The organism is Pseudomonas sp. KSR10 (genome assembly GCF_022355455.1).
In the GTDB taxonomy this organism is placed as follows: domain Bacteria; phylum Pseudomonadota; class Gammaproteobacteria; order Pseudomonadales; family Pseudomonadaceae; genus Stutzerimonas; species Stutzerimonas stutzeri_E.
In genome coordinates this window covers 126,603-143,699 of sequence record NZ_JAKOEN010000015.1, presented here as the reverse complement: position 1 = coordinate 143,699, position 17,097 = coordinate 126,603, and the positions used below count along the sequence as shown (strand labels likewise).

General features: G+C 60.3%; 13 protein-coding genes. 7 read left to right on the top strand and 6 right to left on the bottom strand.

The features are described 5' to 3' along the window. Positions 1–334: 334 nt before the first annotated feature. Positions 335–829 carry a peptidylprolyl isomerase gene (locus MCB86_RS06445; protein ID WP_239610352.1) on the top strand — a complete coding sequence of 165 codons (495 nt, stop codon included), beginning with the start codon at positions 335–337 and terminating at the stop codon, positions 827–829. A gap of 5 nt (positions 830–834) precedes the next feature. Then, positions 835–1,557, top strand: a complete 723-nt coding sequence (lpxH, locus tag MCB86_RS06440; protein ID WP_239610351.1) for a UDP-2,3-diacylglucosamine diphosphatase — start codon at positions 835–837, stop codon at positions 1,555–1,557. A 5-nt stretch (positions 1,558–1,562) separates the two neighbouring features. Here lpxH and miaE read toward each other — a convergent pair whose 3' ends face one another. Then, entirely contained in the window at positions 1,563–2,168 is a 606-nt protein-coding gene (gene miaE / locus MCB86_RS06435; protein WP_045162111.1) for a tRNA isopentenyl-2-thiomethyl-A-37 hydroxylase MiaE, read from the bottom strand. Between the two features lie 177 nt (positions 2,169–2,345). Here miaE and MCB86_RS06430 point away from each other — a divergent pair, with 177 nt between their 5' ends. Then, positions 2,346–3,206 (top strand): universal stress protein, encoded by an 861-nt coding sequence (locus MCB86_RS06430; RefSeq protein ID WP_045162109.1) that lies wholly within the window; start codon positions 2,346–2,348, stop codon positions 3,204–3,206. Positions 3,207–3,259: 53 nt separating this feature from the next. Here MCB86_RS06430 and MCB86_RS06425 read toward each other — a convergent pair whose 3' ends face one another. Beyond that, positions 3,260–3,727 (bottom strand): DUF1289 domain-containing protein, encoded by a 468-nt coding sequence (locus MCB86_RS06425; protein ID WP_045162107.1) that lies wholly within the window; start codon positions 3,725–3,727, stop codon positions 3,260–3,262. 398 nt (positions 3,728–4,125) lie between these two features. On the opposite strand from MCB86_RS06425, the gene acnB reads away from it, so the two are divergent. Continuing rightward, the gene (acnB, locus tag MCB86_RS06420; RefSeq protein ID WP_239610350.1) at positions 4,126–6,735 is read left to right on the top strand and encodes a bifunctional aconitate hydratase 2/2-methylisocitrate dehydratase; all 2,610 of its coding nucleotides are present in this window, start codon (positions 4,126–4,128) and stop codon (positions 6,733–6,735) included. Positions 6,736–7,113: 378 nt separating this feature from the next. Here acnB and MCB86_RS06415 read toward each other — a convergent pair whose 3' ends face one another. The 4 genes from MCB86_RS06415 to MCB86_RS06400 form a co-directional block, all read right to left on the bottom strand. Next, positions 7,114–7,593 (bottom strand): nuclear transport factor 2 family protein, encoded by a 480-nt coding sequence (locus MCB86_RS06415; RefSeq protein ID WP_239610349.1) that lies wholly within the window; start codon positions 7,591–7,593, stop codon positions 7,114–7,116. 356 nt (positions 7,594–7,949) lie between these two features. Then, positions 7,950–11,063: an efflux RND transporter permease subunit gene (locus MCB86_RS06410; RefSeq protein ID WP_239610348.1), complete on the bottom strand. Its 3,114-nt coding sequence runs from the start codon at positions 11,061–11,063 to the stop codon at positions 7,950–7,952. After that, a complete protein-coding gene (locus tag MCB86_RS06405; RefSeq protein ID WP_239610347.1) occupies positions 11,060–12,247 on the bottom strand; it encodes an efflux RND transporter periplasmic adaptor subunit in 1,188 nt (395 codons plus the stop codon). Before MCB86_RS06405 ends, MCB86_RS06410 begins: the two co-directional genes overlap by 4 nt. A 79-nt stretch (positions 12,248–12,326) precedes the next feature. Then, the gene (locus MCB86_RS06400) at positions 12,327–13,751 is read right to left on the bottom strand and encodes an efflux transporter outer membrane subunit (RefSeq protein ID WP_239610346.1); all 1,425 of its coding nucleotides are present in this window, start codon (positions 13,749–13,751) and stop codon (positions 12,327–12,329) included. Positions 13,752–13,960: 209 nt separating this feature from the next. Between MCB86_RS06400 and MCB86_RS06395 the strand changes: the two genes are divergently transcribed. The 3 genes from MCB86_RS06395 to MCB86_RS06385 are packed head-to-tail and all read left to right on the top strand — an operon-like array spanning position 13,961 to position 16,870. Then, on the top strand, positions 13,961–14,782 hold the full coding sequence (locus MCB86_RS06395) for a MipA/OmpV family protein (protein ID WP_239610345.1): 822 nt from the start codon (positions 13,961–13,963) through the stop codon (positions 14,780–14,782). Continuing rightward, positions 14,782–15,468 carry a response regulator transcription factor gene (locus MCB86_RS06390; RefSeq protein ID WP_239610344.1) on the top strand — a complete coding sequence of 229 codons (687 nt, stop codon included), beginning with the start codon at positions 14,782–14,784 and terminating at the stop codon, positions 15,466–15,468. Before MCB86_RS06395 ends, MCB86_RS06390 begins: the two co-directional genes overlap by 1 nt. Continuing rightward, on the top strand, positions 15,437–16,870 hold the full coding sequence (locus tag MCB86_RS06385) for an ATP-binding protein (protein WP_239610343.1): 1,434 nt from the start codon (positions 15,437–15,439) through the stop codon (positions 16,868–16,870). Before MCB86_RS06390 ends, MCB86_RS06385 begins: the two co-directional genes overlap by 32 nt. The last annotated feature ends 227 nt before the right edge of the window (positions 16,871–17,097 follow it).

The window sequence follows — 17,097 nt, the reverse complement described above, 5'->3', positions numbered from 1 at the left end:
GGGCAAGGCGCAACGACCATCGGGAGTAACAGCCAAAGGCTGGCCCGAAGGGTGAGCGCCGCGAATCAATCAGTCGAAAAAGCGGAATGTACAAGTAGTACACGAGCATTTGAGGCTGATTTCAACGCAGCATGGCCGAGCGCAGTAATTTGTAAACGCTCTCTCAGGGTAGGCCGGCCAAAACAAAGCACCTATCATAGCGGACCCATCAACCCCCTGACAGCGCAAAGCGCCCTGCTGCGCACTGCGCCGCAGCAGCGAGTCTCCGGGGCGACCGCGCCAATTGCGCAATCGCAACGCAATTTCTAACTCTTTATCATAAGGAAGGCTTCCAATGATCAAACTCCACACCAATCATGGCGTCATCACCGTCAAGTTGTTCGAAGACAAAGCTCCTGAAACCACCGCCAACTTCAAGGAATATGTGAAGACCGGCCACTATGACGGCACCATCTTCCACCGCGTCATCAGCAACTTCATGATTCAGGGCGGCGGCTTCGAGCCAGGCATGAAGCAAAAAACTACCCGTGGCCAGATCAAGAACGAAGCCAACAATGGCCTTTCCAACAAGACGGGCACCTTAGCCATGGCCCGCACCATGGAGCCACATTCGGCGTCCGCGCAGTTCTTTATCAACGTCAAAGATAACGACTTCCTCGATCACACCGCGCCAACCGTTCAAGGCTGGGGCTACGCCGTGTTCGGCGAAGTGGTCGAAGGCATGGACGTGGTCGAAAAGATCAAGGGCGTTCCCACCACGATGAAGTCAGGTCATCAGGACGTGCCGGTGGACGACGTGGTTATCGAGAAAGCCGAGATCGTCGAGTAATCGCATTGATCCTGCTGATTTCCGACCTGCACTTGGAAGAAGAACGCCCGGATATCACCCGGGCGTTTCTTCGCTTCCTCGACACACGAGCGCCCCAGGCCGAGGCGCTCTACATCCTGGGTGATTTCTTCGAGGTCTGGGTCGGCGACGATGGCATGACGCCCTATCAGCACGACATAGCCGGAGCGCTGAAGGCTTTGAGCCAGCGGGGAACCCAAATCTATCTGATGCACGGCAACCGTGACTTCATGATCGGCAAGGCGTTCAGCCGAGAGGCCGGGTGTACGCTCCTGGCCGATCCGCATATCGCGCAGCTTGGCGGAGAGCGAGTACTGCTGATGCACGGCGACAGTCTGTGCACGCGAGACGAAGGCTACATGCGGCTACGGCGCTGGCTGCGCAACCCGATCAGCCTGTTCATCCTGCACAACCTCTCCCTGGCCAAGCGTCAGAGGTTGGCGCAGAAGCTGCGCTCCAGCAGCAAGCAGGAGACACGCATGAAAGCCAGCGACATCGTCGACGTGACGCCCGACGAGGTAGTCAGGATCATGCAACGACACAAGGTCCGCACGTTGATTCATGGCCACACCCACCGCCCCGCTACGCACTCGTTCCAAGTCGACGATCAAGCCGCCAGACGTATAGTGCTAGGTGATTGGGATCGCCAGGGTTGGGCGCTGCAGATCGATGACTCAGGCTTTCACCAAGCTCCGTTCGACTTGGACTGAGCGAATCAGGCGGCGCTCGGTACACCGCTGTGAAAGCGAAACTCGTCATCCGGGCTTTCGATCAGCTCGCGCTCGCGCTCACGGACCCGAACGATGGTCGCGTCGATATCTGACGCATCGCCGTAGAGATACGCCAGCTTCAGATAATCCTGGAAATGCCTCGCCTCGGACTTCAGCAAACCGTGATAGAACTTGCCCAGCTCTTCATCCAGGTGCGGCACCAGCATCGCAAAGCGCTCGCAAGACCGCGCCTCGATAAAGGCCCCGATCACCAGGGTATCGGTGAGCCGATAAGGTTCATGGTTGCGAACCAACTCCCGCAATCCGGCGGCGTAACGTGATGAGCCGATGTTGCGCAGGCCGATATCGCGCTTGCGAATGATCGACAGCACCTGCTCGAAGTGTCGCAGTTCCTCTCTCGCCAGGCGCGACATCTTGTTCTGCAGATCGGGCTTGTCGACATAGCGGAACATCAGCTGGAAGGCCGCGCCAGCGGCCTTTTTCTCGCAGTTGCCGTGATCGATGAGCATTACGTCCTGGTTCTGCAGTGCAACATCGACCCAGGCGGCAGGCGTTGCACAGCCCAGAAACTCGTTCAATTCGGGAAGCATGGTGAGGTGTATTCGCAATAAGAGGTGAACGGCGGCGATACCGCGATTCGAAGCCGCGGACGACGGGCATTATACGAGCCGAATTTCCTGCGGCCAGTGCGGGTTGATTTGCGTCACAACCAAATGGGTTGCCTTAGCTATAGTGAAGACATTACGAAACCGGAAACGGAGCCGATCATGCAAGCCATTCGCAGCATCCTCGTAATAATCGACCCAAACCTGCCCGACAACCTGGCACTGAAACGAGCGCGCCTGATCGGCAGCGTCAGTCAGGCAAAACTGCATCTGCTGGTCTGCGATGGCAAGCATGAACACAGCGAATACCTCGCCAGGCTTCGCGCAGAACTGGAAGATCAGGGGCAGACCGTAGCCGTTCATCAGGCCTGGCATGAAAATCTTCACCAGACGATCATTGCGGTACAGCAAGCCGAAGGTTGTGATCTGGTGATCAAGCAGCACATCGCGGACTCTCCTTTGAAGCGCGCACTGCTGACGCCGGACGACTGGAAACTACTGCGTTACTGCCCCTGCCCTGTGCTGATGGCCAAGACCGAAGCGCCCTGGACCGGCGGCACGGTGCTTGCCGCGGTCGACGTCGGCAACGCCGATCTCGAACATCGCACGCTCCATGCCAGCATCGTCAATCATGGCTACGATATCGCCTCACTTGCCGAAGGCAGCTTGCACGTCATCAGTGCCCACCCGTCGGCCATGCTCTCGGCGGCCGATCCCGCTTTCCAGCTCAAGGAAACCATCGAAGCGCGCTATCGCGATGCCTGTAAGCAGTTCCAGGCCGAGTTCGGCATTCCGGATAGCCATCTCCATATCGAGGAGGGTCCGGCCGATGCCTTGATTCCTCGCGTTTGCCACGAGCTGCAAGCCGTTGTGACGGTTATCGGCACGGTAGCCCGCACGGGCTTTTCCGGCGCACTGATGGGCAATACGGCAGAAGTGGTGCTCGATACATTGGAAAGTGACGTCCTGGTGCTCAAGCCGAAAGGTATCATCGATCACTTGGAAGAACTGGCACGTCGGTAACCGGCCCGGCGCGCCCATCCCCGGCGAGAGCAGTGCTACCGCCGCTGCGGCCGCTAGCCGCTGATCTCGCCCAAAAACCCTGGCGCGATATAGCGCTGATAGTGCGCCTCTGAGAGAAGAAAAAACTCCCGGTCGATAGCATCGCGAAGCTCGGGCAGAGACCAGTCGCGAAACTCAGGCAGCAAGACTACGCCATAGGCGTCGAGCTGCTGAATCACCCGCGCGCCCCTAGCGATAAGCTGATAAGCCCAGCAGTAGGGTGACTGTTCCGCAACGAAGCGGATCTGTCGGCTTTCCAGTTGGCGGCGCAACAGCTCCGCATCGAAGATTTCCAGCTTGGCAGCCATCACCTGCGCCAGGAGCTGTTCCAGCCGCAGCCATACGGAGCGCTTGCTCGCCTCGTCATAGGCATTCCAGCTGACCACTTCGTGATGGAAACGCTTGCAGCCACGGCAGACGAGATCACCGTAAACAGTGGAACAGAGGCCCACACAAGGGGTTTTGATGCGCTGATTGGACATAACGGGCGGTGGATCGGAGAACAGCGCCGCATCTTAGACTTTTGTCCAAGCCGGGTCACGGAAGAATCCACCTGGGCACCCGCCCATGGCCGTGCATCCCGCGCCCTGCGGTACTCCAGCGCGTTTTCGCAACAGCCCGGCAGGACGCACCAGATTCGATGGTCACGGCGTTTCACTTAACTTTGCGGGCCTGTTCCAGTAGAATCGGCCCGCCGTTTTAGGCGCAACAATCCGCAAGAAGCTGTTTTCAAAGCGTCACGAGCACAGTTGACCGGCTACCTACCGGGTGCGCAGATCCCTCTAACCTGCGCACCCGGAAACCGGCGTAAAACTTTGAAAACAGCTTCCGGATGCGCGTCCCGAGACACCCAAGGGACCAATGATGAGGGTATAAAACTGTGCTTGAAGCCTATCGCAAACACGTAGAAGAGCGTGCCGCCCAGGGCGTCGTGCCCCAGCCGCTGAACGCCGAGCAGACCGCAGGCCTGGTCGACCTTTTGAAAAATCCGCCAGCCGGCGAAGAGCAATTCCTCCTCGATCTGATCACCAACCGCGTTCCTGCGGGCGTGGATGAAGCCGCCTACGTCAAGGCCGGTTTCCTCGCCGCCATCGCCAAGGGCGAAGCCAGCTCGCCGCTGATCAGCAAGCAACACGCCGTTGAGCTACTGGGCACCATGCAGGGCGGTTACAACATCGTCACGCTGGTCGACCTCCTGGACAGCCCGGAACTGTCCGACGCCACCGCCGAACAACTCAAGCACACCCTGCTGATGTTCGACGCATTCCATGACGTAGCAGAGAAAGCCAAGGCCGGGAATGCGAACGCCAAGGCCGTCCTGCAATCCTGGGCCGAAGGCGAATGGTTCAAGAACCGCGCCCCTGTTGCCGAGAAAGTTACCCTGACCGTATTCAAGGTCACCGGCGAAACCAACACCGACGACCTATCGCCGGCACCGGACGCCTGGTCGCGCCCGGACATCCCGCTGCATGCTCTGGCCATGCTGAAGATGGCCCGCGACGGCATCACGCCTGACGTGCCTGGCTCCGTTGGCCCGCTCAAGCAGATGGAAGAACTGAAAGCCAAGGGCTTCCCGGTCGCCTACGTCGGCGACGTGGTCGGTACCGGTTCTTCGCGTAAGTCGGCCACCAACTCGGTGCTGTGGTTCTTCGGCGATGACATCCCGAACGTACCGAACAAGCGTGCCGGCGGTTTCTGCTTCGGCACCAAGATCGCGCCGATCTTCTACAACACCATGGAAGACGCAGGCGCCCTGCCGATCGAGTTCGACTGCTCGGATCTGGCCATGGGTGACGTGATCGACGTATACCCCTACAAGGGCGAAGTCCGTCGTCATGGCAGCGATGAGCTGGTCACCACCTTCCAGCTGAAAACCGACGTCCTGCTCGACGAAGTACGCGCCGGCGGCCGTATTCCGCTGATCATCGGTCGCGGCCTGACCGAAAAAGCACGTGCCGAGCTGGGCATGGGCCCGTCCGACCTGTTCAAGAAGCCGGAAGCGCCGGCTGAAAGCAACAAGGGCTACACCCTGGCCCAGAAGATGGTGGGTCGCGCCTGCGGTCTGCCGGAAGGCAAAGGCGTGCGTCCGGGCACCTACTGCGAGCCGAAGATGACCACCGTTGGCTCTCAGGACACCACCGGCCCGATGACCCGCGACGAGCTGAAGGACCTGGCTTGCCTGGGCTTCTCAGCTGACTTGGTGATGCAGTCGTTCTGCCACACCGCGGCCTATCCGAAGCCGATCGACGTCACCACGCATCACACCCTGCCGGACTTCATCATGACCCGCGGCGGTGTTTCCCTGCGTCCAGGCGACGGCATCATCCACAGCTGGCTGAACCGCATGCTGCTGCCGGATACCGTCGGTACCGGTGGCGACTCGCACACCCGGTTCCCGATGGGTATTTCCTTCCCGGCCGGTTCCGGTCTGGTCGCCTTTGCCGCGGCCACCGGCGTGATGCCGCTGGACATGCCGGAATCGGTACTGGTTCGCTTCAAGGGCAAGATGCAGCCTGGCATCACCCTGCGCGACCTGGTTCATGCGATCCCCTACTACGCCATCCAGAAAGGCCTGCTGACTGTCGAGAAGAAGGGCAAGAAGAACATCTTCTCCGGCCGTATTCTCGAGATCGAAGGACTGAACGAGTTGACCGTCGAGCAGGCTTTCGAGCTGTCCGACGCCTCTGCCGAGCGTTCGGCTGCAGGCTGCACCATCAAGCTGCCGGAAGCGGCTATCGCCGAGTACCTGCAGTCCAACATCACCCTGTTGCGCTGGATGATCAGCGAAGGCTACGGCGACGCCCGTACCCTTGAGCGCCGCGCCCAGGCCATGGAAGCCTGGCTGGCCGATCCGAAGCTGATGAGCGCCGACGCCGACGCCGAGTACGCCGAAGTCATTGAAATTGATCTGTCCGAAGTCACCGAGCCAGTTCTGTGCGCGCCGAACGACCCGGACGACGCCCGTCTGCTTTCGAGCGTACAGGGCGAGAAGATCGATGAAGTGTTCATCGGTTCCTGCATGACCAACATCGGTCACTTCCGCGCTGCAGGTAAGCTGCTGGACAAGGTCGAAGGCTCCCTGCCGACTCGTCTGTGGCTGTCACCACCGACAAAGATGGACCAGCATCAGCTGACCGAAGAAGGCTACTACGGCATCTATGGTCGCGCCGGTGCGCGCCTGGAAATGCCGGGCTGCTCGCTCTGCATGGGTAACCAGGCTCGGGTCGAAACCGGTTCGACAGTGGTTTCCACCTCGACTCGTAACTTCCCGAACCGCCTGGGCGATGCGACCAATGTGTACCTGGCCTCTGCCGAGCTGGCAGCAGTCGCCTCGATTCTCGGTCGTCTGCCGACCGTCGAGGAGTACATGGTCTACGCCGCGCAGATCGATACCATGGCAGCGGACGTGTACCGCTACCTGAGCTTCGATCAGATCGCCGAGTTCCGTGAGTCCGCGGCCAAGGCGAAGATCGACGTGGTTGCGGTTTGATGCGCTGAGCCATGCATGTCCGCCTTACAGACGGTTAACGCCGTCTGCATGAGTAGCGGAAGATGAGCAAACGCCCCGACTGGTTCGGGGCGTTTGCTTTTCTGCGAATCGCATAGCAACCATAGCCGTGCGCTATCGGCGCTACTCAAGCACGCTGTCGACATGCATTCAACAGCACGAACCCGAGATAGCTCCATACCGTCGCGGTATGCTGAACCGCACGGCCAGATGTTCAGCCAGCTAACCTACGAACCTGCCTGGGTTCGGCAATACGTCAAACGCCGCTCGATAGAACGGCCGCTCAGTGATGTGCCAACACGGGAACCGCAGCAGCCAAAATAACCATGACGGCCTCCGATCCAGAAATCACTATCCCATCTAGCCGTTAGCCTTCGCCGAGCCACCGTGCAGGCTCGCGTTACCCCAGCTGCGAAGAGCATCCTGCTTGATGCCAGAAATTTTCCATTCGCCCTCCAGGTCGGAAAGCTCGAACTCGTAGCCTCCGCATGAATGGAAGAAATCCTCGCCTGAATCCGGACGCTCCTGGGAAAGGTCAAACCGAAGAATCAGGTAGTTGCACCGCGCTCGGACAATTCCTGCGTCTGGCCCTGGAGTGATTAACAGGTTGGAAAAACTGTGGTGTTTCGCCAAGGTGTCTGCGGCATTCTGCCGACGACTGACGAAATCACGACCAGTCATCGTCGTCGGCCGCTCCCGCCCAGAGGACACATAGTCAATTGCCACTTCAGGCCCAAGGCAATCGACCATTGAGGGCCAATCACGCTGATCGAAGCAAAGAAAAAATCTACACAGGACGTCATTGACCTGTACGAATACCTCTGGCTCTACGGATTCCACATCACACTCCTACGGATCGATCACTGCGCCGAAGGCATGTCTGCCGCTGCCTCCGTGAGGATTTCAGGGCCTGGGTTGCTGCGGGCAGCAAGCTATAATCTCGTCGCCTTTGCGGCCGTGCTGCGAAAGTTTCTCTGACCGACTTATCGCCAAACATTCAGTAGCGCTCAGCCTCGATAACCTGCGAGCGCAAATTCCGCATTCATGTCCGGGAAACATCGGACTCAGCGTATACGCATGCTAGAACGCCCCTAACAACGGCTCAAGTGACCGCGCCGTTTCGTTAGACTTTGTCGCGCGCCTTTTCGATTCAAGGGATGAGCTATCGAGAGGCCAGATGCTCCGAGTAAGCAACGCTACGGCACTGACCCGCTGGGCCCAGCGAGGCCCGTCGGATCGGCATCGGGGCTGCCCTTGAGTTTGCGTAGGCAGCCGACGAAGTCATCCACGTAGCTGAATAACACCGGGATGACCAGCAAGCTCAACACGGTCGAGGTTATCAGCCCCCCTATCACGACGATTGCCATCGGAGAGCGGAAGCTCGGGTCGACGCCCCACCCCAGCGCCACCGGCATCATCCCTGCGCCCATGGCGATCGTCGTCATGATGATGGGACGTGCACGCTTGCTGCAGGCATCGATGATAGCGTCCCATCGCGACAGCCCGAAGTCGCGGCGTGCGAGGATGATGTAGTCAATCAGCAGAATTGAGTTCTTCGTAGCGATGCCCATCAGCATGATCAGCCCGATCATCGCCGGCATCGACAACGCCGTTCCGCCCAGGTAAAGCGCAACGAAGGCTCCGGGAATTGAAAGCATCGGTGCGGCCAGAATAGTCAGCGGCTGCAGGAAATCCTTCAAGAGCAGGACTAGCACGACGTAAATACATAGCACGCCGGTCAGCATCGCCAGGCCGAATCCTCTCGCAAGCTCGCCCATGGCTTCGGCGTCTCCAACCGACGTCTGGACTACGCCTGCTGGCAGATTACGGAGGCTCGGTAGTGCCAGAACCGCCTGCTCGATGTCGCCCAAAGGCTGGCCATTGAGTTCGATCTCGAAATTGACGTTGCGCATCCGATCATAGCGGGTGATCTCGGAGGGGCCGCTGCCGATCTCGAGCGTTGCGACATTATCCAGGGGCACCGGTCCGCGAGCACCGGGTACGGGAAGGCGTTGGAGCGTATCGAAGTCTGCTCGGGCGGCGTCAGTCAGCCGTACCACAACGGGAACCTGCCGATTGCTGAAGCTGAGCTTGGCGAGATCCTGATCGTAATCCCCGGTCGTGGCGACGCGCAGGGTGTCGGCGATGGCAGTGGACGTAACACCCAGGTCGGCAGCACGTGCGAAATCAGGCCGGACAATCAGTTCGGGGCGAACCAGGCTCGCGGTCGAGGTAATGGCGCCCACCCCGGGAACGGTGCGCAGCTCCCGCTCCACCTGCTGGGCGTGCCGGCTCAATACCCGACCGTCTTCGCCTGCCAGCACCAGCACGTAGTTTTCCGATCCGCCCATGCCGACCTTGATACGCACGCCGGGCAATGCAGCAAGCGCTTTGCGCAGCTGACTCTCGATCTGCTGCTTGGTCAGCCCGGGGCGATCGTTACGGTGAGTCAGATTGAGGGTGAGCACCGCGATGCGAACATCGCCTGCCGAGCTGCCGGACGGATCAATCAGGTCACCGCTAGTGTTGCCACCGCCAATCCCGGCGTAAACCATCTGCACGTGCTGATGTTGCGCCACGATACTGCGTGCTCGCTCGGCGAGCACCAGCGTGTCGTCCATGGTGCTTCCCGGCGCGAGCGTAAGGGTTACTTGCGTCTGCCAATCGTCGTCTGGCGGCATGAAGGTACCCGGCAACAAGGCGGCGAGCATCAGGCCACCCGCGAAGAATACCGCCGCGCCTGTGACGGTCAGAACGCGGTGGTGCAGGCACCAGCGCGCAAGCGATAGATACAAGCTCATCCATCCCGGCTCGGGTTCGTCATGCTGCTTTGGCGCCTTGAGCAAATACGCCGCCATCATAGGCGTCAGCATGCGCGCGACGAGCAGCGAGAAAAAAACCGAAATGGCTGCGGTCCAACCGAACTGCACGAAGAATTTACCGACCGTACCGCTCATGAAGGCCGTGGGCAGAAAAACCGCAATAAGCGTAAAGGTGGTCGCCACGACGGCCAATCCGATCTCATCGGCCGCCTCCATCGCGGCTTGGTACGGCGTTTTGCCCATCCGTAGATGGCGTTCGATGTTCTCGATCTCAACGATGGCGTCATCGACGAGAATGCCGACAACCAGTGACAACGACAGCAAGGTCACGGTATTGACCGTAAAGCCCATCCAATACATTACGGCGAAGGCGGGAATCGCTGACAGCGGCAGCGCTACGGCGGCCACAAACGTTGCCCGCCAGTCACGCAGGAAGAGGAATACGACCAGCACGGCGAGCGCAGCGCCCTCATACAGCAGGCGCATGGAGCCTTCATAGTTCTCGATCACCAGATCGACGGAGTTGAAGGCTTCGGTGACGGTGATGTCCGGGTGCTTGGCCTTGAGCGTGTCGAGTGCCGCCCGAACGCCCGCGCCCACCTCGACCTCACCGGCGCCCCGCGCACGTACAATCTCGAAACCGACCACGGGCTCACCATTCAGGAGTGCAGCCGATCGGCGTTCGGCGAACGTATCGGATACCGTGGCGACCTGGTCGAGCCTGACTCGCCGACCATCGCTGAGCGTGATCTCGAGCGCGCCGAGTTCCTCGGCGGATTGAACGGTAGCGATGGTGCGCACCATCTGCTCACCGCTACCGAGGGTCACACGGCCGCCGGATGCCTCCCGCTGGATCTGACGCAACTGACGGGAGATGTCCAGCGCCGTAGTATTGAGAGCCAGCAGATGCGTCGGATCCAGGGCGATGCGCACCTCGCGGGTGACACCGCCAACCCGGGTTACCGCTCCCACCCCGGGCACCGCAAGCAAAGACTTGCTGATGTCATGGTCGACGAACCACGACAGGGCCTCGTCATCCATCCGTGTCGAGGCGACTGTGTAGGTCAGGATCGCCGAGCCCGAGACTTCGACCTTCTTGATCACCGGGTCGCGTAGATCGGCCGGCAGGTCGGCGCGTACTCGGGACACCGCGTCACGGACATCATCAAGCGCTTCCTGGGTCGACTTCTCCAGGCGGAACTCGACCGCGATATCCGCGGTACCGTCAGTCAGGGTGCTCTGGATGTGTTTGACGCCTTGCACGGTGGCGAGCGAGTCCTCGATCCTGCGCGCAACATCGTTCTCAAGCTGTGCTGGGGACGCGCCGGGCAGCTCCGCCGTGATGGTGATCATCGGCAAGTCGATGTCGGGAAACTCCTGGATTTTCATCGAGGCAAAGCCCATCAGGCCCGCAAAAGTCAGCAATATGAAGAGCAGGATGGCCGGCGTCGGGTTTCGGATCGACCAGGACGAAACGTTAAGAGTCATCGGGCATCCCCCTTCATGTACAGGCTGACGGGCTTGGCTGCTCCACTGGAAACCTGCTCGCCCTGACTCAAGGCAGGCTGCTCCTCGACGACTCGCACAAGATCGCCGTCGCCTAGAAACCCGCCTCCCGTCAGTACCACTTGGCCGTCCGTATCAAGACCCGCCGTGATCTCGACGCGGTCTTTTACCCGCCGCCCCACAGTCACCTTGACCTTTGCCACTGTTGAATCAGGTCCGACGCGCAGGACGTAGCTGAACCCGTCACGCAACAGCACGGCGCTCTGCGGCAGGGTCCGCACCTGATCCGTGCCCACCACAAACTCGCCTCGCGCGAACATACCAGCACGTGCCGGGCTGTCTGGCGGCAAGTCGACATAGACCAATCCATTGCGGGTTTGCGTGTCGATCACTGGCGCGACCATGCGCAACCGCCCTTCTACCACCTCGCCATTGCTCAGCCTGACTTGTGCGGGCTGGCCCGGTCGCAACGTAGCCAAGTCCGCCGCGGCGACCTCGGCGCGCCACTCGAGCCGCCGTCCGCGTATCAAACGGAACAGCTCCTGACCGGCAGGCAGAACTGCTCCCACGGTGGCGCTGCGCGCCGAGATAATGCCGTCGTCCGGCGCCAATACTTGGGTTTGAGCCAGGCGAAGGCGCTGGGTCTGCTCGGTTGCCTCCGCAGCCTTCAGGCGTGCTCGCGCGGTGCGCTCAGCCGTCACGTACTGATTGATCTGCTGGGCCGACAAGGCGCCGCTGTTTTGCAGCTCCCTCGCCCGCTGGGCATTGGCCTCGGCTTCGGCGAGTGCCGCCTGTGCTTCTGCGGTGGCGGCACTGCTCTGCGCCAGTTCGGCCGTGACGGTATCGGAAGCAAAGGTCGCCAGCAGCTGATTGCGTGTGACCAGATCGCCCACGTTCACCCTGACCTCGGCCAGGCGCAGGCCATCGGCCTCGGTACCGATGCTCGCCTCCTGCCACGGCTGGATGTTGCCATTCGCCGGGATCTGATTGGGCAGCGTGGTGGTTTCGAGCGAGGTAACGGCCACCGTGAGCGCAGGCCTCGCGACCGGCTCATCCTCCTGAATCGCGTCACGGCGGTCCCAGGCGGCTATATCCCCCATCGTCATGGCGACCGTGGTGACCACTACCGTTACGATAAAAACGGTCTGGCGAGTTGTCCTTTTCATACGGGTCATAATCCTGGTTTAACGTTGCGGCCGGGACGTGGTCGGAGCGGCGATCGATAAGGCGATGGTTGTGTGGCGGTCATAGGCCGGTGATGTCGTCCAACGCCGCGGACGACCAGCCACCACCAACCGCTCGGTACAGCGTGATCCAACTGGTGACGTGCTCGCGCTGCAGTTCGATGAAGGAGATCTGCGCATTCACCCTGCTGCGACGGGCATCCTCCAGTTCGAACAGGCTGGCATTACCCGACCGGTACCGTGCTTCGAAGGCCTGGAACGAACGTTCGAATCCCTCGGCGGCGTCGCGTGCGTTGTCACTTCGCGCAGCGGTGCTCTGCAGCGACACCAGCGCCGTTTCGACTTCTCGTATGGCATTACGCAAGCGGTCGGCGTAAACGACCTTGGCAACGTCGTAGCGCACCTGGGCAGCTTCAGCGTTGGCTCGACGCGTACCGGCATCGAACAGAGGTACCGTCACCGCAACCGGGCCGACGCTCCAGACGGTACCGCTGGTGCTAACGCTGCCCTGCTCGGATACACGTGTCCGCCCGACTTCCCCGCTCAAGGTGACGCGCGGCCAACGCAATGCCTGCGCCTGAACAGACTCAGCGCTAGCGGTGACGACGTCACGAGCAGCCGCAAAGATATCCGGGCGTTGCGCCAGTACCTGAGCGGGCAGCGTCGCGACGACAAACTCGGCAGGCTGCGGCATCCGCGCGCTGGCTGCGTCAAGGTCGCGTCGCAGCGCCACCTCGTTCCGGGCGGTCAGCGCAACCAGCGACTTGATCAGATATTCGCATTGCGCATGTTGCTCAGCCAGACTCACCCGCCCTTGGGCCGCGCTCGCACGGGCCAGGTCAGCTTCGGCCGGCGATTGAAAACCGCTCGCGGCCATCAGATCGGTCAGGCGTGCGGTTTCATTGCGTGACTGTGCATCGAGTTCGGCTTGCACCGCCTGGGCTTCACAAGCCCGGAACTCGACATAGGTCGTCGCGATCTCGGCGGCGACCGACACCCGAGCGTCATGCCATTCGGCCAAACTGGCTTCCAGCTGCGCCTGTGCAGCGCCGGCTCCAGCTCGATTGGCACCGAATATATCCAGCTCCCAGCTGGCCTGAAGGCCCACCGATGCCATCGAGCCCACCGGCGCTGCCACTTCGGACCGTCCACGGCTCGACTCGATGGCTCCATCCAGCGAAGGCAACAGAGCAGCCAGCCCAGAGACACGTGCAGCTTGGGCGTCAGCGATACGTGCGATGGCCTGTGAAAGCGTCGCGCTGGCGTCCTGTCCATCCTGGATGAGGCGCAGCATCAGCGGGTCGTCGAATTGTCCCCACCACTGCGCCAGATCAACGAGCTCGCCCCCGTGTGCACGGGGTGCATGCCACTGGGTGGCCACGGGCGCATCGGCGCTGCCGAGTGTCGGTGCCTGCTCGATGGTCGCGCAGCCAGCGAGCACAGCTGCTGTCAGCACGCCCCAGGTCAGACTCAACGATGAGTTCAATGCGGCATTCTCCCTTCCTACATGAGCGCAGCCAGTCGTCATCACGCAGCGAACTGGCCATCGACTTGCGGCTTAGGGAGTCACTATCGGACGGGCAACCTTTCCAGACCCTTACCGGGCGCACGGAAAATAAAGGTTGGCCGGTAAGTTTTCAGTAAGACGGAGTTCTGGACGATGCAAGCGTTTTCAACCTCGCCCTGGAGAGTTCGATGTATCGTTTTCGCTTACCCGCTTTGACCGCATCATCAAGTGCAATCATGCGCGCCGCGACTGCTTCCGTTCTTTTAGGTGGCTTGTCGCCGCTGGCCACCTACGCGGCCGAGTTCGCCTATCCAGAGGTTCCAACATCCTGGGGGCTTGGTATTGGCGCGGCCAGCAGTCAACAGCCGTACACCGATATAGATCGGGACAACAAGGCGATACCGCTGATCTACTACGAAAATCAGTATGTGCGGATCTTCGGCCCTGTCGCGGAGTTCAAGCTGCCGAGTCTGCGCATCAGCGATTCTGAACAACTCAATTTCAATATTGTGGCTCGGTACGACTCAAGCGGGTATGAAGAAGGCGATGCTCGCATACTCGACGGAATGGACGATCGCGACGGCGGTTTTTGGGCTGGAGCGAATGTGAAATGGCAGAACGAATGGGCGGACGTCTACGCCGAATGGCTTACGGACGCGTCGAGTAATAGCGACGGTCAACGCTTTACCCTCGGCCTGGAACGATCGTGGCAGGTCGGCGACCACATCAAGCTTACGCCGCGCCTGGCAGCCGTATGGCAGGACAAGAAGTACGTCGACTACTATTACGGCGTTCGCGACAGCGAAGCTCGCTTCGACCGGGCGGCCTATGATGGAAAGGCCGGAATCAATACTGAGTTTGGCGTGCGTGGAACCTATATGTTCGATAAAAAGCACTCCGTGTTCCTCGACCTCGAAGCGGTAAGTCTCGCTGATGAGATCAAGGACAGCCCTCTGGTAGACAGCTCCACCGAAAATCGCGTGGCCTTTGGCTACCTTTACCGATTCTGATGAACCGCATCCTCCTCGTTGAGGACCACGAACGCCTGGCTCGATTGATCTGCAAAGGGCTGCTGGGCGCCGGGATCGCTGTCGACGTAATCGGACGCATCGATGCTGCGTGGGCCGCTATCCAGCAGCTCCCGTACCAGGCCGTCATCCTGGATCGGGGCCTGCCGGATGGCGATGGGCTCATCCTGCTGCGAAGGCTGCGCACCGCGGGGATAGGGTTGCCGTGCCTCGTATTGACGGCGCGTGACGCATTGCACGATCGAGTAGAAGGGCTGGACGCCGGAGCGGACGATTACCTACCCAAACCGTTCGCCATGGATGAGATGATCGCGCGCGCCAAGGCGTTGCTGCGCCGCCCCGTCATACAGCGCTCGCTCGATCCCAGCTATGGGGACCTGACGCTACGCGTCGATGCCGGCGTTCTCTGGCGCGGCGGTAATAGCGTAGCCCTGTCGCCGACCGAAGCTCAGGTCATGCTCTTGCTGATGCGCAACCATGATGAGGTTGTTCGGCGCACGGCGCTGGAAGCAGCCGCGTGGGGGCTGAGTGAAGCGGTCACTCCCAATGCTCTGGATGTAGCGCTTCACCGTATCCGCCGCAAACTGCTCACCATCGGTGCGCGCCACAAGATCGTCAACGTACGGGGGCACGGTTATGCGCTTCGTGAGAACGACGTGGCTCAATAGCCTCGCCGTCAAAGTACTGCTCGCCTATATCGCCGGCGCAATGGTCACCACAGCCATAATCGTGCTGGCCCTTTTTGCGCTAACGGCATCTCAAAGTGACATGCTCTCGGACGCGGAGGTGGCCGATAATGCGAGAGAGATGGCCGATGACCTAGTGTTCGATAGCAATGGCGTACCGATCGGGATAGACATAACCAAATTCGATATCGAATGGGTATTCGACAGCCTGAAACAAGAAACCTCATACCGGGTGCTGGACGCGTCGGGGATGGTTGTATTGTCCTGGCCTGGAAGCGAAGTCATTTGGCCTGAAAGTAGCGAAGCCGACCAGCTTCGCTCCGAAAGTTTTAAATTCGAGCAAAGAGGCGTGACGATGCACGGCGCCACCGAGGCAGTCGAGCATGAGGGGCGGACTTGGTATTTTCAGTTCGCGGCCAGTACCCGATTCCTGCACCTGATGCACCGTGCGTTCGCATTGCCTTTCACCGGCCTGGGAATCACGCTGTTCAGTTTGGTATTGCTGTTTATCTTCGGCGCATGCGTTTACGTAACACTGAAGTATGCGTTCAAGCCGCTACGAGACATATCGAACTCGGCTGCGAAGATTTCCCCTCGCTCGCTACACGCTCGCCTGAACACCGATGCCGCGCCAAATGAGATCGCACCCTTGGTTGAAAGCTTCAATAACGTGCTCGAGCGGCTTGAGCGGGGCTATCGCGTTCAGCAGGAATTTCTCGCAACGGCGGCCCATGAACTTAAAACGCCACTTGCATTGATCCGTGCTCAGATCGAGTTGATCGATCATGCCGACGGACAGAACTCACTGCTCAATGATGTCGAACATATGACGCGCCAAGTGCAACAGCTGCTGCATCTCGCCGAAGCAAGCGAGATGCAAAGCTACCGGTTTGCCGCTGTGGATATCCGGGAGGTTGTGAGCGAAGCGATCAGTTATCTGCAACGTATGGCCGATGGCGCGGGTGTGAGACTGGTAATGAACAATGACGCCCGTCAGAACGATTGGGTAGCCGATCGGGGTGCGCTGTTCACCTTGCTGAAAAATTTGTTGGAGAACGCGCTTCAGCACGCGCCTCGTGGGACGGCAGTTCATGTGAGCGTCGGCGCGAACATATTGGCGGTGCGTGACCGGGGCCCTGGTGTGAACGAAGACCAACTGGCGCATTTATTTGCACGCTTCTGGCGTGGCGCCGATAGACGCGATCACGGTGCGGGCCTTGGCCTCGCCATCTGCCAGGAAATAGCGACAGCGCACGGTTGGACGCTGTCCGTGTTCAGGGTAGAGCCAGGCCTGCTGTTCCAGCTCTCGCACCCTGGCGCCAAAGACACCGCAGGCCAGCAACGGCACCATCTGAGCCCAATACCAGATCCTGCTCCCAGCTAAGGCACAGGCTCTGCATCGCGGCGGATAGTTTCGGTCGATGAGGTCAACGGCGGATGCCCTTCCTCGTCGGGCTGCGGGAGGCTATGCAAGCGCACTGGACTTGAATGTAGCGGCTGACGCCGCCGTGCAACATCGTTACGTACCCACCGTGACGCCGGTCATTGCGGCGCAGCATCACCAGAACCAGCCCTGTAATCTAGCGAAGCAAGCCGGATCTGCATTCATCA